This is a genomic window from Stenotrophomonas sp. S49, from assembly GCF_016624905.1.
Classification (GTDB): Bacteria; Pseudomonadota; Gammaproteobacteria; order Xanthomonadales; family Xanthomonadaceae; genus Stenotrophomonas.
Genome location: NZ_JACVUD010000005.1, coordinates 1 through 13295 on the forward strand (window position 1 = coordinate 1; position 13295 = coordinate 13295).

The 13295-nt window shown below is 65.6% G+C and carries 13 protein-coding genes; 9 read left to right on the plus strand and 4 right to left on the minus strand.

Annotated elements, in window-relative coordinates; translation table 11 throughout:
* Positions 1 to 74 precede the first annotated feature (74 nt).
* Together glpD and IAE58_RS01995 are read right to left on the minus strand one after the other, a co-directional pair.
* Positions 75 to 1556: a glycerol-3-phosphate dehydrogenase gene (glpD, locus tag IAE58_RS01990; protein WP_199934343.1), complete on the minus strand. Its 1482-nt coding sequence runs from the start codon at positions 1554 to 1556 to the stop codon at positions 75 to 77.
* A 182-nt stretch (positions 1557 to 1738) separates the two neighbouring features.
* Positions 1739 to 2374, minus strand: a complete 636-nt coding sequence (locus tag IAE58_RS01995; protein WP_199934344.1) for an OmpW family outer membrane protein — start codon at positions 2372 to 2374, stop codon at positions 1739 to 1741.
* Between the two features lie 154 nt (positions 2375 to 2528).
* Between IAE58_RS01995 and IAE58_RS02000 the strand changes: the two genes are divergently transcribed.
* From IAE58_RS02000 to lpdA, 3 genes are all read left to right on the plus strand, one after another.
* A complete protein-coding gene (locus IAE58_RS02000) occupies positions 2529 to 3077 on the plus strand; it encodes a DNA-deoxyinosine glycosylase (RefSeq protein WP_199934345.1) in 549 nt (182 codons plus the stop codon).
* 167 nt (positions 3078 to 3244) lie between these two features.
* Positions 3245 to 4957, plus strand: a complete 1713-nt coding sequence (aceF, locus tag IAE58_RS02005) for a dihydrolipoyllysine-residue acetyltransferase (protein ID WP_199934346.1) — start codon at positions 3245 to 3247, stop codon at positions 4955 to 4957.
* Between the two features lie 106 nt (positions 4958 to 5063).
* Positions 5064 to 6872: a dihydrolipoyl dehydrogenase gene (gene lpdA / locus IAE58_RS02010; protein ID WP_199934347.1), complete on the plus strand. Its 1809-nt coding sequence runs from the start codon at positions 5064 to 5066 to the stop codon at positions 6870 to 6872.
* Positions 6873 to 6985: 113 nt separating this feature from the next.
* Here the strand turns inward: lpdA and IAE58_RS02015 are convergent, their stop codons facing one another.
* Both IAE58_RS02015 and IAE58_RS02020 read right to left on the minus strand, forming a co-directional pair.
* Positions 6986 to 7231, minus strand: coding sequence for a hypothetical protein (locus IAE58_RS02015; RefSeq protein ID WP_199934348.1), 246 nt, complete (start codon positions 7229 to 7231; stop codon positions 6986 to 6988).
* 425 nt (positions 7232 to 7656) lie between these two features.
* Entirely contained in the window at positions 7657 to 8475 is an 819-nt protein-coding gene (locus tag IAE58_RS02020) for a hypothetical protein (RefSeq protein ID WP_199934349.1), read from the minus strand.
* Between the two features lie 497 nt (positions 8476 to 8972).
* On the opposite strand from IAE58_RS02020, the gene IAE58_RS02025 reads away from it, so the two are divergent.
* From IAE58_RS02025 to atpA, 6 genes are all read left to right on the plus strand, one after another.
* The gene (locus tag IAE58_RS02025; RefSeq protein ID WP_057496518.1) at positions 8973 to 9305 is read left to right on the plus strand and encodes a hypothetical protein; all 333 of its coding nucleotides are present in this window, start codon (positions 8973 to 8975) and stop codon (positions 9303 to 9305) included.
* A 31-nt stretch (positions 9306 to 9336) separates the two neighbouring features.
* The gene (gene atpB / locus IAE58_RS02030) at positions 9337 to 10137 is read left to right on the plus strand and encodes a F0F1 ATP synthase subunit A (protein WP_108750365.1); all 801 of its coding nucleotides are present in this window, start codon (positions 9337 to 9339) and stop codon (positions 10135 to 10137) included.
* A gap of 73 nt (positions 10138 to 10210) precedes the next feature.
* On the plus strand, positions 10211 to 10516 hold the full coding sequence (gene atpE / locus IAE58_RS02035; RefSeq protein WP_005411133.1) for a F0F1 ATP synthase subunit C: 306 nt from the start codon (positions 10211 to 10213) through the stop codon (positions 10514 to 10516).
* A 107-nt stretch (positions 10517 to 10623) separates the two neighbouring features.
* Complete coding sequence (locus IAE58_RS02040; protein ID WP_108750366.1) at positions 10624 to 11094, plus strand: F0F1 ATP synthase subunit B; 471 nt, start codon at positions 10624 to 10626, stop codon at positions 11092 to 11094.
* Between the two features lie 2 nt (positions 11095 to 11096).
* Complete coding sequence (locus IAE58_RS02045; RefSeq protein WP_199934350.1) at positions 11097 to 11624, plus strand: F0F1 ATP synthase subunit delta; 528 nt, start codon at positions 11097 to 11099, stop codon at positions 11622 to 11624.
* A gap of 44 nt (positions 11625 to 11668) precedes the next feature.
* The gene (gene atpA, locus IAE58_RS02050; RefSeq protein ID WP_199934351.1) at positions 11669 to 13216 is read left to right on the plus strand and encodes a F0F1 ATP synthase subunit alpha; all 1548 of its coding nucleotides are present in this window, start codon (positions 11669 to 11671) and stop codon (positions 13214 to 13216) included.
* The last annotated feature ends 79 nt before the right edge of the window (positions 13217 to 13295 follow it).

Sequence of the window (13295 nt, forward strand, 5' to 3'; positions counted from 1 at the left end):
AGCTTGCTCGACTGCTTTCCACGGCAGTCGAGCAAGCTCGACTTTACGAAGCGGGAAGTCGAGCAAGCTCGACTCTACCGGCCCTGCATCCGGGTCTGAAGGTGCGCTGCCTGCGCTGCATCCAGGCGCAGGCCGAGCTTGCTCCTGCGCCACAGCACATCTTCTGCAGTGCGTGCCCATTCGTGTTCGCGCAGGAACGCCACTTCGCGCGCATGCAGGCCGGCACCGAAGTCTTCGCCCAGCGCGTGCAGGTCACGCGCATCGCCCAGCAGTTCGGCGCTGCGGCTGCCGTAGGCGCGGGCCCAACGGTGCGCCAGGTCGGCGGGCAGCCATGGGGCGCGCTGCTGCAGCTGCGCCGTGGCATCTGCGGCGTCACCCCAGTCGCTGCCGGGCAGGGCGGGGCCGTGCGCGGTCCAGGCCGGGCCCATCTGCGGCAGCGCGCCGCGCAGCAGCTCCAACGCCTGTTCGGCCAGCACGCGGTAGGTGGTCAGCTTGCCACCCAGCACGTGCAGCGCGGGCGCGCCGTCGTCCTGCAGCTGCAGCCGGTAGTCGCGGCTCAGGCGTGCTGCGCGCGGGTCCGGGTCGGCCAGCAGGGGGCGCACGCCGGCGAACTGCCAGACCACCTGCGATGGCGTGACCGGATCGCGCAGGTAGCGGCTGGCTGCAGCGCACAGGTAGTCGATTTCTTCAGGCAGCACCGTGCAGCGTGCCGGGTCGCCGCGATAGTCGGTATCGGTGGTGCCGACCAGCAGATGGTCGCTGGCAATGGGCAGCAGGAACACCACGCGGCCATCGGGCTGCTGCAGCAGGCTGGCGCTGTGGCTGGGCCAGGGCCGGCGCAGCACGATGTGGCTGCCCTGCACCAGGCGCAGCGCTGGCGCGCCACTGTCCCCGTGCATCTGCTGCAGCAGGCTGCCCGCCCACGGGCCGGCGGCGTTCACCACCGCCCGGGCGTGCACGGCGAAGGGCGGTTCGGCGGCGGTCTGCAGCTGCGCCTGCCAATGCGTGCCGTGCTGCTGCACCTGCAGGCAGCGGGTGCCGGTCAGGATGCGTGCGCCGCGGCCGGCGGCATCGAGTGCATTGACCAGCACCAGGCGCGCATCATCCACCTGTGCGTCGGCGTAGCTGAAACCATGGTGCAGATGCGGTTGCAGCAGGGCGCCGATCGGGTCGGCCTGCAGGTTTACTGCGGTGGCGGAGGGAAAAGACGGGCTGCGCTGGCCCAGATGGTCGTACAGCCACAGGCCCAGCCGCAGCATCCAGCGCGGCCGCAGGTGCGGTTCCCACGGCAGCACGAAGCGCAGTGGCTGCACCAGGAAAGGGGCCTGCCGGCGGACGATCTCGCGTTCGCTCAAGGCCTTGCGCACCAGCGCGAATTCGCCCTGTTCCAGGTAGCGCAGGCCACCGTGGATCAGCTTGCTGCTGGCGCTGGAAGTGTGCGCGGCCAGATCGTGCTGTTCGCACAACAGCACGCGCAGGCCACGGCCGCTGGCATCACGGGCGATGCCGGCACCGTTGATGCCCCCACCGATCACCAGCAGGTCTACCTCGTGCATGGCGTCCCCCATCCGTCGGCAAAAATCGACCGGTAGAGCCGACTGGTAGAGTCGACTGTCAGTCGACTGCTCTATGACGGCAGTCGACTGACAGTCGACTCTACCAGTCAATTCCGTGGTGACGGAAACGACGACGGGCCCCGCAGGGCCCGTCGCGTTATTGCAGTGAAGCGGGTTCGTGCTTAGAAGCGGGCACCGATACCAAAGCCCACGGTCCACGGGTCGATCTTGGCTTCACCCACCTTCACGCCATCGATCTTCACGTCCGGGCGCGAGCGCATGTAGCGCGCGTCGGCACGGGCGAACCAGGTGGAATTGATGTTCATGTCTACGCCGACGGTACCGATCACGCCCTTGGCATCCTTCAGGCGGATGTCCGAGGTGCTGCCATCGGACAGCGATTCATTGCTGAATGCCGACTGGAAGTAGCCCACGCCCACGAACGGACGGAACACGTTGTCAGCTTGGCCGAAGTGGTACTGGCCGCTCAGTGCGACCGGCTGCTGCTCGACGCTGCCCAGGCGGGCATTGCCCGGACCCTTCACGCGGTGGTCGAACTTGTCAGCGGCGCCCCACAGTTCAACGGCCCAGTTGTCGTTGACGTAGTAGCTGAAGCTGACGGTCGGCGCCGGGCCGCCATCGACCTTCTTCACGCCTTCGATCGGATCGTTCTTCGGCTGCAGCAGCGTCACCCCGCCAACCACGGCAAAATGCTTGCCCGAGGCGGTGTCGGTGCTGCTGCTGTCCTGGGCGAAAGCGGCCGGCGCAAAGGCGGCGGAAGTCAGCAGGGCGAGGCTCAGAATACGGATGGAGTGCATGGGGGAATCTCCTGTTGTTTCTTGTTTTTGGGCCCCCGGTTGCGGGGCGAGCACACCGTAGTCGCCCCAACATGAATCGAATCCGACGCGCGTTAAAAAATGGTTTTCCTTGTTCAGCGAGCAGCGCGAAAGCGCTGTTTCAAAGGGGTTTTTCATGCGGCGTGATGTTCATGCTGTTGTAGATGATGTGAGTGTCGAACACCTGTGCATCGGCTTTCCTGCGCAGGTGAACGACGACTGTCGCGTGCTGTTGCTGGGTTCGATGCCGGGCGTGGCATCGCTGCAGGAACAGCAGTACTACGCGCACCCGCGCAATCGTTTCTGGCCGTTGCTGGGCGCGCTGTGCGGTTTCGATGCGGACCTGCCCTACGCGCAGCGCCTGCACGCGCTGGCCGCTGCGCGGGTGGGGCTGTGGGATGTGATCGGCCAGTGCCAGCGGCGCGGCAGCCTGGATGCGGACATCGTGCGTGGCAGCGAAGTGCCCAATGCGCTGCCCGCGTTGATTGCCGGCCTGCCGTCGCTGGTGCTGATCGGCTGTAACGGTGCCGCCGCCGCGCAGGCCTTCCGGCGCTGGGTGCTGCCGCAGCTGGTGGCGCCGCCGCCGGTGCTGGCCTTGCCCTCCACCAGCCCGGCCAATGCCGCCTGGTCCTTGCCCCGCCTGCGCCAAGCCTGGCAGCCGGTGGCCGACGCACTGGCGACATGAAGCGGACATCGGCGGGACAATACGCTACCCACTGGAAGGCCGCGCAGGCCCGTGGCAACAGCGTGTCCCGGCGGCGTGCGTACTGAAAACACCTGTAACGGTTGGCGCTGGCCCCCTCTGGCCGCACAATAGACGTTTCCCTACACCAGATTGCCGGAGTTATCCCCATGGCCGAAATCAAGGAAGCACTTGTCCCCGATATCGGTGACTACAGCGATATCCCGGTAATCGAGGTGCTTGTCGCCGTCGGCGATACGGTCAAGAAGGACCAGGGCCTGGTGACGCTGGAAAGCGACAAGGCCACGATGGAAGTGCCGTCCTCGGTTGCCGGTGTGGTCAAGGAAATCAAGGTCAAGGTCGGCGACAACCTCTCCGAGGGCAAGGTCGTGGCCCTGATCGAAGTGGCTGAAGGCGAGGCTGCCAAGCCGGCCGCTGCTGCCCCGGCCCCGGCCAAGGCCGCTGCCCCGGCCGCCGCCACCCAGAGCGCCCCGGCCCCGGCGGCGGCTGCCCCGGCCGCGCCGGCCGCCAGCGGCGGTGCCGTTGAAGCCTTGGTGCCGGACATCGGTGATTACACCGACATCCCGGTCATCGAAGTGCTGGTCGCCGTCGGCGATACGGTCAAGAAGGACCAGGGCCTGGTCACGCTGGAAAGCGACAAGGCCACCATGGAAGTGCCGTCCTCGGTCGCGGGCGTGGTCAAGGAACTGAAGGTCAAGGTCGGCGACACCCTGTCGCAGGGTGCCGTGGTCGCCATCATCGAAGCCGAAGGCGCTGCCGCGCCGGCCCCGAGCAAGGCCGCCGCTGCTGCCGCCCCGGCCGCTGCCGAGACCGCCACCAAGGTCGAGCCGGTCGCCGTTCCGGCCCAGCCGGACAAGCTGGCCGCGCGCGAGATCGCCTCGGCCGGTACCCCGACCAGCCCGCCGGTGCAGTTCAACGCCGATGGCGTGCTGCCGGCCAAGGTGCCCTATGCCACCCCGGCCGTGCGTGTGTTCGCCCGCGAACTGGGCGTGGACCTGCTGCAGATCAGCGGCACCGAAAAGGGCGGCCGCATCACCAAGGGTGACGTGCAGAAGTTCGTCAAGGCCGCGCTCAGCGGTGGCGTGCCGGCTGCCGGCGGTGCCGCCGTGGCCGCCGGTGGTGGCCTGAACCTGCTGCCGTGGCCGAAGGTCGACTTCAGCAAGTTCGGCGAAACCGAAGTGCAGCCGCTGTCGCGCATCAAGAAGATCTCCGGCGCGAACCTGGCCCGCAACTGGGCGATGATCCCGCACGTCACCCAGTTCGAACAGGCCGACATCACCGACCTGGAAGGCCTGCGCGTGGCGCTGAACAAGGAAAACGAGAAGGCTGGCATCAAGCTGACCATGCTCGCCTTCCTCATCAAGGCCAGCGCCGCGGCACTGAAGAAGTTCCCGGAATTCAACGCTTCGCTCGATGCCAGCGGTGAAAACCTGACCCTGAAGAAGTACTTCCACATCGGCTTCGCTGCCGATACGCCGAACGGCCTGGTCGTGCCGGTCATCCGCGACGTGGACAAGAAGGGCGTGGTGCAGATCGCGCAGGAAACCGGCGAGCTGGCCAAGAAGGCGCGCGACGGCAAGCTGGGCCCGGCCGACATGAGCGGCGGCTGCTTCTCGATCAGCTCGCTGGGCGGCATCGGTGGCACCGCGTTCACCCCGATCGTCAATGCACCGGAAGTGGCCATCCTGGGCGTGTCCAAGTCCTCCATCCAGCCGGTCTGGAATGGCAAGGAATTCGCGCCGAAGCTGATGCTGCCGCTGTCGCTGAGCTACGACCACCGCGTCATCGATGGCGCCCTGGCCGCACGCTTCACCACGTACCTGTCGCAGGTACTGGCCGACATGCGCCGCGTGCTGCTGTAAGGCCGCGTTTCGCCCCCACCGTGCGGCCGCTGCCCCTGGCGCGGCCGCGTGAACAGATGCAGTGACAGCCCGCCGGCCCGCCCGGCCGGGCACGAGGAAAACCACCATGGCCACGATTGAAGTCAAGGTTCCCGACATCGGCGATTACAGCGATGTGCCGGTGATCGAAGTGTTGGTCGCCGTAGGCGACACGGTGAAGAAGGACCAGGGCCTGGTGACCCTGGAATCGGACAAGGCCACCCTGGAAGTGCCGTCGTCGGCCGCCGGTGTGGTCAAGGAAATCAAGGTCAAGCTGGGCTACACCCTCTCCGAAGGCGCCGTGGTCGTGCTGCTGGACGCCGAAGGTGCCGCCGAAGCCCCGGCCAAGGCCGCTGCGCCGGCCCCGGCGGCGGCCGCCCCGGCCAGCAAGCCGCCGGTCACCCCGTCGCACCGCGCCCCGGCCGAGCCGGCGGCACCGAAGCCGGCGCTGTCCAGCGGCAAGCCGGCCGACATCGAATGCGAAATGGTCGTGCTGGGCTCGGGCCCAGGCGGCTACACTGCCGCTTTCCGCGCCGCCGACGTCGGCCTGGACACGGTGCTGGTCGAGCGCTACGCCAGTCTCGGCGGCGTCTGCCTCAATGTGGGCTGCATTCCGTCCAAGGCCCTGCTGCACGCTGCCGCGGTCATCGACGAAGTGGCCCATGCCGGCGATTTCGGCGTCGAATTCGGCAAGCCGACCATCACCCTGGACAAGCTGCGCCAGTACAAGGAAAAGGTGGTCAACCAGCTGACCAAGGGCCTGGCCGGCATGGCCAAGCAGCGCAAGGTCCGCAGCGTGCAGGGCGTGGGCAAGTTTGTTTCGGCCAACGAGCTGGAAATCACCGCCGTTGACGGCAGCACCCAGCTGCTGCGCTTTCAGAAGTGCATCATCGCCGCCGGTTCGCAGGCGGTGAAGCTGCCGAACTTCCCGTGGGACGACAAGCGCGTGATGGATTCCACCGACGCGCTGGAGCTGGCCGAAGTGCCGGGCTCGCTGCTGGTTGTCGGCGGCGGCATCATCGGTCTGGAAATGGCCACCGTGTATGGCGCGCTGGGCAGCAAGGTCACCGTGGTCGAGTTCATGGACCAGTTGATGCCGGGCGCTGACAAGGACCTGGTCAAGCCGCTGGCCGACCGCCTGAAGAAGCAGGGCATTGAAGTGCACCTGAAGACCAAGGCGTCGGGCGTCACCGCCGATGCCAAGGGCATCACGGTCACCTTCGAGGCCGCCGAGGAGGGCCAGGCGCCGGCGTTGGCGCAGGGCACCTTCGACCGCGTGCTGGTGGCCGTGGGCCGCTCGCCGAACGGCAAGAAGATCGATGCCGAGAAGGCCGGCGTGCAGGTCACCGAGCGCGGCTTCATTCCGGTGGACCGCCAGATGCGCACCAACGTGCCGCACATCTTTGCCATCGGTGACATCGTCGGCAACCCGATGCTGGCCCACAAGGCCACGCACGAGGGCAAGCTGGCCGCTGAAGTGGCCGCTGGTCACAAGAAGGAATGGGTCGCCCGCGTGATTCCGTCGGTGGCCTACACCAACCCGGAAATCGCCTGGGTGGGCGTGACCGAGACCGAAGCCAAGGCCAAGGGCCTGAAGGTGGGCGTGGCCAAGTTCCCGTGGGCCGCCAGCGGCCGCGCGATCGGCATCGGTCGTACCGAAGGCTTCACCAAGCTGATCTTCGACGAAGAGACCCACCGCATCATCGGTGGTGCCATCGTCGGCGTGCACGCCGGTGACCTGCTGGCCGAGATCGGCCTGGCCATCGAGATGGGTGCGGAAGCCGAAGACATCGGCCACACCATCCATGCGCACCCGACGCTGAGTGAATCGGTGGCGATGGCCTCGGAAATCTACGACGGCACCATCACCGATCTGTACATGCCGAAGAAGAAGTAACGCGCCTGCGCGTTGCACACAAAAAACCCGGCGAAAGCCGGGTTTTTTGTGGTCGACCGTGAGGCCGACGCGGGCTGGATCGCAGCCCTTCGCTTACCAGATGCCGCAGGCGTTTACCGGTGGCCCATCGGGATGCGACTGCGCGCCAGGTTTGCAGCCTCGGTCGCAGGGCGCGCCCAGACGTTCGAAATGACGTAAGCCGGGCCGCCGGGCTGCTCGATCACACACTTGTAGTACTGGTATTCGGCCTGGAACACCGCCAGCAGGCCGTTGGTGGGCTGGGTAGCAAGGGCGGGTGCCGAAGCGGTGGCGATGGACAGCGCCAGCATCAGGCCAGCGAGAGAGGGAAGGATCTTCATGGGCATTACCTGCATGTGGAAGGAGCCGCCGACGCGGCGATTCGCATCGGCCCATGCAGGGTAGAGATCGCCCAGGCCGGGGACGGGCCTGAGATCACGGTTGCCTTGTTTTCGCTCCGTTTTAGGACTGCGAACGTCCCGATCCGTGCACTGGGTTGCAGCTCGGTAGTTGCCTCACGCGGCGAACGTGGTGCTTGACCGTGGATGGGCGCGATCAAACGTCCTGATTGCGACGGCTCCGGTTGTTTCCAGCGAACCGGCAGCTGACGCGTCGCGGTAGAGTCGACTATCGCGCGCAGCGCGGGCTTGCAGCTTTCCCCGCGAAGTGCAGTCGACTGACAGTCGACTCTACCGCTCCCACGCGGCACAAAAAACGCGGCGCCGGCTGCCCGGGCGCCGCGTTGGAGAGATCGGGTAACGCTCGATCAGAAGGTCAGGCTGATGCCAGCGATCGGGCCCTTGAACTCCTGCTTCAGGCCCACGACGCCGTCGCTGCCCTTCTGGTCGACGTCCAGCTTGAACCAGTCATAGCCGGCAAACACGCCGAAGGTCTCGGTGAAGCGGTATTCGACGATGGCATTGGCACGGCTCAGGTCGCCGTCATAGTCGTCGAAGCTGCCCCACTTGGTGTTCAGGTACTGGCCCTGGATGTTGATCAGCCAGCGGTCGGCCGGGGTGAAGCTCAGGCGCGCGCCCACCACCGGTGCCACGCCGCTCTCGCTCTCGTCCAGGAAGCGGCCGTTGTAGACGTTGCCCAGGTCGGCAAAGCCCTTGGCGCTGACCTTGGCCCATTCGGCACCCAGCTGCAGGCCCAGGTCGAACTTCTCGGTGTCCACCACCGAGTAGTCGTACACCAGGCTGGCGACCTGGTACTTCAGCTCGGCCTTGACGAAGCTGCCTTCCGGCACGTTGATTTGGCCGAAGGCGATGCCGTCATCCAGCGTCTCGCGGCGGTCCTTGTCCCACTTGAAGTAGTCGAAAATCAGGCGCTGGCGGTCGCTGACACGGAACACGCCATCAATGCGCGGCTCCCACTCCTTGCCGCCCATCTTGAAGTCTTCGCTGACGTTGACGTCCTGGCCGGCAACGGTGGTGTTGCCACGGATGGTGTTGTCGTTCTCGATGTTCATGGCACCCACGCGCAGCGTGAAGCGCGGATCGCCCTCAGCGGCGTGGGCGGCGTTGGCGAACGAGGCACCGGCGGCGAGCAGCGAGAGAGCGAGCAGGGTGGGTACGGAGCGCATCAGAGGGTCCTTGCAGTGGTTCATTCGGGATGAAGGCCACTGTGCCGGACGCGCGCGTCCACCCTACGTGAACGTATGGTCCACGCCGCGTGGACGGTTCAGCGCGGTAATGACGTTGCAAAGAAGATGGCCCCGGAGCGCGCTTCGGGGCCATCCTGGGACCTGCTGGGCGGAGCATCGACGAGGAAGTGCAGCAGGCAGGTCGAAAGGTCAGACTACCGGCGTGCGGGAAAGTTCCCGCCTGTGCGACCAAAGTTCAATACGCTGCGCTGCAGCATGCGGCGGACGCGATTGTCCCCCTGTTGGGCCCTAAAAAACCTGCCGTTCCCGCAACTTGCAGCTCCCGGGATGAACAGGCAGCGGTTGTCTCGCAAATTGTCCCATTGCTATAATTTGGCGGCTCGATGAGGCACCCCCTGTTTCAGCAGCCTCAGCCATTCACTTGTAACCACGTGGGACGTCCTGTGCTGAACTCCGTTGAAGCGGGTCGGCGACTGATGCTGCGCGCCGCGGTCTACCCGCTGGCTGCAGTCGCTGTGCTGGCTCTGGCCTTCCTCCTGGTAGGGCCGAAGTACGCCCTTGGCGCCCTGGCGTCCGGGGTTGCGATCTCGGCCGGTGGCTGGGTGGCGGCACGGATGGCGCTCAGTGGTGGGGCGGTGGCAGCGGGTTCGGCGATGGCGCGGCTGATTGTCGCGATCGTTGCCAAGTGGGTCGTGGTTTTCGGCGTCCTGCTGGTGGGGTTCCTGGTCTTCAAGCTGCCTGCATTGGCGCTGCTGGCCGGTATCGCCGTCGGTTTGATGTTCCAGGTCCTGGCCATGGCCAGGCGTTGACAAAAATTCAATTAACGAAGGTTCCGGACACATGGCGGGCGAGGCTCTAACCCCTACCAGCTACATCCAGCATCACCTGCAGAACCTGACCGCCCCGGTCGGTAACGGCGAAGGGATGTTCTGGCACATCCACGTCGATACGTTCCTCACCGCGGTCCTGATGGGCCTGGTGATCGTGGTCGCGTTCTGGCTGGGCACCCGCAAGGCCACCGCTGGCGTGCCGGGCAAGTGGCAGGCGTTCGTGGAAATCTGCCTGGAGTTCGTCGACCGCCAGGCCAAGGACACCTACCACGGCAAGAGCAAGCTGGTCACGCCGATCGCCATCACCATCTTCTTCTGGATTCTGCTGATGAATCTGCTGAAGATGATCCCGGCCGATTTCATCGCCAAGCCGCTGGAAATGGCCGGTATCCATTACTGGAAGCCGGTGCCGACCGCTGACGTCAACGCCACTCTGGGCATGGCCTTCAGCGTGTTCTTCCTGATGCTGTTCTTCGCCCTGCGTGCGAAGGGCCTGGGTGGTTTCATCAAGGAATTCCTGACGGCGCCGTTCGGCAAGTGGATGATGCCGTTCAACCTGATCCTGAACATCGTCGAGTGGCTGAGCAAGCCGATCTCGCTGGCGATGCGACTGTTCGGCAACATGTTCGGCGGCGAAATCGTGTTCCTGCTGATCTGGGTGCTGGGTGGTGCCGGTTTCTTCGGTGCCATTGCCGGTGGTGCGTTCGGCCTTGGCTGGATGCTGTTCCACCTGCTGGTGATCCCGCTGCAGGCCTTCATCTTCATGATGCTGTCGATCGTGTACCTGAGCCTGTCGGAAGACGCTCACTAAAGTTCCAAGCTTCAACGCGTTTCAACCTTCATCCGTTTCATCACCCTTAGCAACTTAGTTCCTGGAGATAACCATGTACTTCGCCGTCCTGACCAACTTCGCGCAGATTCAGAGCTCCACCGCCCTTGCCGTCGGCATCATGATCGGCCTGGCCGCGCTGGGCGCCGGTCTGGGTCTGGCCATCATGGCTGGTAAGTTCCTGGAGTCGGCCGCCCGCCAGCCGGAACTGATCCCGGTCCTGCAGGTCCGCATGTTCATCACCGCCGGCCTGATCGACGCCGCGTTCATCATCTCGGTCGCCGTCGGCCTGCTGCTGGCCTTCGCCAACCCGCTGTCGGCCGCCTTCGCTGGCGCCGTCACCAAGGCTCTGGCCGGCTGATACAGCGGTTTGAGACGACCGGGTGCTGATGCACCCGGTTTCGGATGAAGGTCCGGGTGCGCCGCTCCGGCGGCGCATCCACCCCGAAACCAGCGATCGAGCTAACCATGAATATCAATTTCACCCTTCTTGCGCAGGCGCTCGCCTTCGCTGGTCTGATCTGGATCATCGCGACCAAGATCTGGCCGCCGCTGATGAACGCGATCGAAGAGCGCCAGCAGAAGATTGCTGAAGGCCTCGCCGCTGCCGACCGCAGCCAGAAAGATCTGGCCCAGGCGCAGGAAAAGGTCAACGAAGCACTGAAGGACGCCCGCACCAAGGCCAACGAGATCATCGACCAGGCCCACGCGCGCGCCAACCAGATCGTCGACGCTGCCCGTACCGAAGCGATCACCGAAGCCACCCGTCAGAAGGAACTGGCCCAGGCTGAAATCGACGCCGCCGCCAACCGTGCCCGTGAAGATCTGCGCAAGCAGGTGTCCGCGCTGGCCGTGACCGGTGCCGAAAAGCTGCTCAAGCGCGAAATCGACGCCAACGCCCACAAGGCGCTGCTCGACGAGCTGGCCTCGGAGATCTAAGGATGAGCCAGGCCCTCACGCTTGCCCGCCCGTACGCCCGCGCCGCCTTCGCGACCGCGCGCGACGAAGGCACGTTCGCGCCGTGGTCGGACGCCCTCGCGTTCTCCGCCCACGTCGCCGCCGACCCGCGCGTGGCGGCCCTGCTCGCCAACCCGGAGCTGGGCCGTGACGACGCCGTCGCCCTGCTGGCGCCGGTGAACCACGGCGAAAGCTACTCGCGTTTCCTGGCCATCCTGGCCGAATCGCATCGTCTGCCGCTGCTGCCGGAAATCGCCGGCATGTACGACGCCCTGCGCGCCGAAGCCGAACACGTGGTCAAGGCCACCGTGACCTCGGCCGCCGAACTGTCGGCCAGCGAGCTGGACGCGATCAAGGTCGCGCTGCGCAAGCGCTTCAACCGCGAGGTCGATGTGACCACTGCGGTGGATGCCTCGCTGATCGGCGGCGCCGTGATCGATGCCGGCGACGTGGTCATCGATGGTTCGCTGAAGGGCAAGCTGGCCCGTCTGCAGACCGCGCTCGCTAACTGAATTCATTTAACGTCCGGCCCCGCTGCCGGCACTAGGACTTGACGATGGCAACCACGCTCAACCCCTCCGAAATCAGCGAACTGATCAAGAACCGCATCGAGAAGGTCAAGCTGGCCGCGGAATCGCGCAACGAAGGCACCGTGACCAGCGTGTCCGACGGCATCGTGCGCATCTTCGGTCTGGCCGACGTGATGCAGGGCGAAATGATCGAACTGCCGAACAACACCTTCGCCCTGGCCCTGAACCTGGAGCGCGACTCGGTCGGCGCCGTGGTCCTGGGTGACTACGAGCACCTGCGCGAAGGCGACGTCGCCAAGACCACCGGTCGCATCCTGGAAGTGCCGGTCGGTCCGGAACTGCTGGGCCGCGTGGTGAACGCCCTGGGCGAACCGATCGACGGCAAGGGCCCGCTGGGCACCGACGTCACCGCCCCGGTGGAGCGCGTTGCTCCGGGCGTGATCTGGCGCAAGTCGGTCGACCAGCCGGTGCAGACCGGTTACAAGTCGGTCGACTCGATGATCCCGATCGGCCGTGGCCAGCGCGAGCTGATCATCGGTGACCGCCAGACCGGCAAGACCGCGATGGCCATCGATGCGGTGATCAACCAGAAGGGCACCGGCATCAAGTGCGTGTACGTTGCGATCGGCCAGAAGGCTTCGACCATCGCCAACATCGTGCGCAAGCTGGAAGAGAACGGCGCGCTGGCCCACACCATCGTGGTGGCCGCTACCGCTTCCGAATCGGCTGCCATGCAGTACATCAGCGCCTACTCGGGCTGCACCATGGGTGAGTACTTCATGGACCGCGGCGAAGACGCGCTGATCGTGTACGACGATCTGTCCAAGCAGGCCGTGGCCTACCGCCAGATCTCGCTGCTGCTGAAGCGCCCGCCGGGCCGTGAAGCCTACCCGGGTGACGTGTTCTACCTGCACTCGCGCCTGCTGGAACGCGCTGCCCGCGTGTCCGAGGAGTACGTGGAGAAGTTCACCGAAGGCAAGGTCACCGGCAAGACCGGTTCGCTGACCGCGCTGCCGATCATCGAAACCCAGGCCGGCGACGTGTCCGCCTTCGTTCCGACCAACGTGATCTCGATCACCGACGGCCAGATCTTCCTGGAAACCGACCTGTTCAACGCCGGCATCCGCCCGGCCGTGAACGCCGGTATCTCGGTGTCGCGCGTCGGTGGCTCGGCCCAGACCAAGATCATCAAGAAGCTGTCGGGCGGCATCCGCATCTCGCTGGCCCAGTACCGTGAGCTGGCGGCATTCGCGCAGTTCGCCTCGGACCTGGACGAAGCGACCCGCAAGCAGCTGGAGCGCGGCCAGCGCGTGACCGAGCTGATGAAGCAGAAGCAGTACGCGCCGATGTCCATCGCCAACCAGGCGCTGTCGATCTACGCCGTCAACGAGGGTTACCTGGACGACGTGCCGGTCAACAAGCTGCTGGCGTTCGAAGAAGGCCTGCACGCCTACTTCGCCAACACCCAGGGCGAACTGGTCAGCAAGGTCAACGCCACCGGCGGCTGGGACAACGACATCGAAGGTGCCTTCAAGAAGGGCATCGCCGAGTTCAAGACCACTGGCAGCTGGTAATCCAGCGCTCGTAGAGCGGGGCTCGCCCCGCTCAAACGGTTGAACAACGCGGGGCAGCAGCCCCGCGCCACGGGAAACA

What these genes read in the sequence shown, in the direction of transcription:
- glpD (WP_199934343.1), bottom strand. Translation starts at nt 1,556, where the DNA reads ATGCACGAGGTAGACCTGCTGGTGATCGGTGGGGGCATCAACGGTGCC.
- IAE58_RS01995 (WP_199934344.1), bottom strand. Translation starts at nt 2,374, where the DNA reads ATGCACTCCATCCGTATTCTGAGCCTCGCCCTGCTGACTTCCGCCGCC.
- IAE58_RS02000 (WP_199934345.1), top strand. Translation starts at nt 2,529, where the DNA reads ATGCGGCGTGATGTTCATGCTGTTGTAGATGATGTGAGTGTCGAACAC.
- aceF (WP_199934346.1), top strand. Translation starts at nt 3,245, where the DNA reads ATGGCCGAAATCAAGGAAGCACTTGTCCCCGATATCGGTGACTACAGC.
- lpdA (WP_199934347.1), top strand. Translation starts at nt 5,064, where the DNA reads ATGGCCACGATTGAAGTCAAGGTTCCCGACATCGGCGATTACAGCGAT.
- IAE58_RS02015 (WP_199934348.1), bottom strand. Translation starts at nt 7,231, where the DNA reads ATGAAGATCCTTCCCTCTCTCGCTGGCCTGATGCTGGCGCTGTCCATC.
- IAE58_RS02020 (WP_199934349.1), bottom strand. Translation starts at nt 8,475, where the DNA reads ATGCGCTCCGTACCCACCCTGCTCGCTCTCTCGCTGCTCGCCGCCGGT.
- IAE58_RS02025 (WP_057496518.1), top strand. Translation starts at nt 8,973, where the DNA reads ATGCTGCGCGCCGCGGTCTACCCGCTGGCTGCAGTCGCTGTGCTGGCT.
- atpB (WP_108750365.1), top strand. Translation starts at nt 9,337, where the DNA reads ATGGCGGGCGAGGCTCTAACCCCTACCAGCTACATCCAGCATCACCTG.
- atpE (WP_005411133.1), top strand. Translation starts at nt 10,211, where the DNA reads ATGTACTTCGCCGTCCTGACCAACTTCGCGCAGATTCAGAGCTCCACC.
- IAE58_RS02040 (WP_108750366.1), top strand. Translation starts at nt 10,624, where the DNA reads ATGAATATCAATTTCACCCTTCTTGCGCAGGCGCTCGCCTTCGCTGGT.
- IAE58_RS02045 (WP_199934350.1), top strand. Translation starts at nt 11,097, where the DNA reads ATGAGCCAGGCCCTCACGCTTGCCCGCCCGTACGCCCGCGCCGCCTTC.
- atpA (WP_199934351.1), top strand. Translation starts at nt 11,669, where the DNA reads ATGGCAACCACGCTCAACCCCTCCGAAATCAGCGAACTGATCAAGAAC.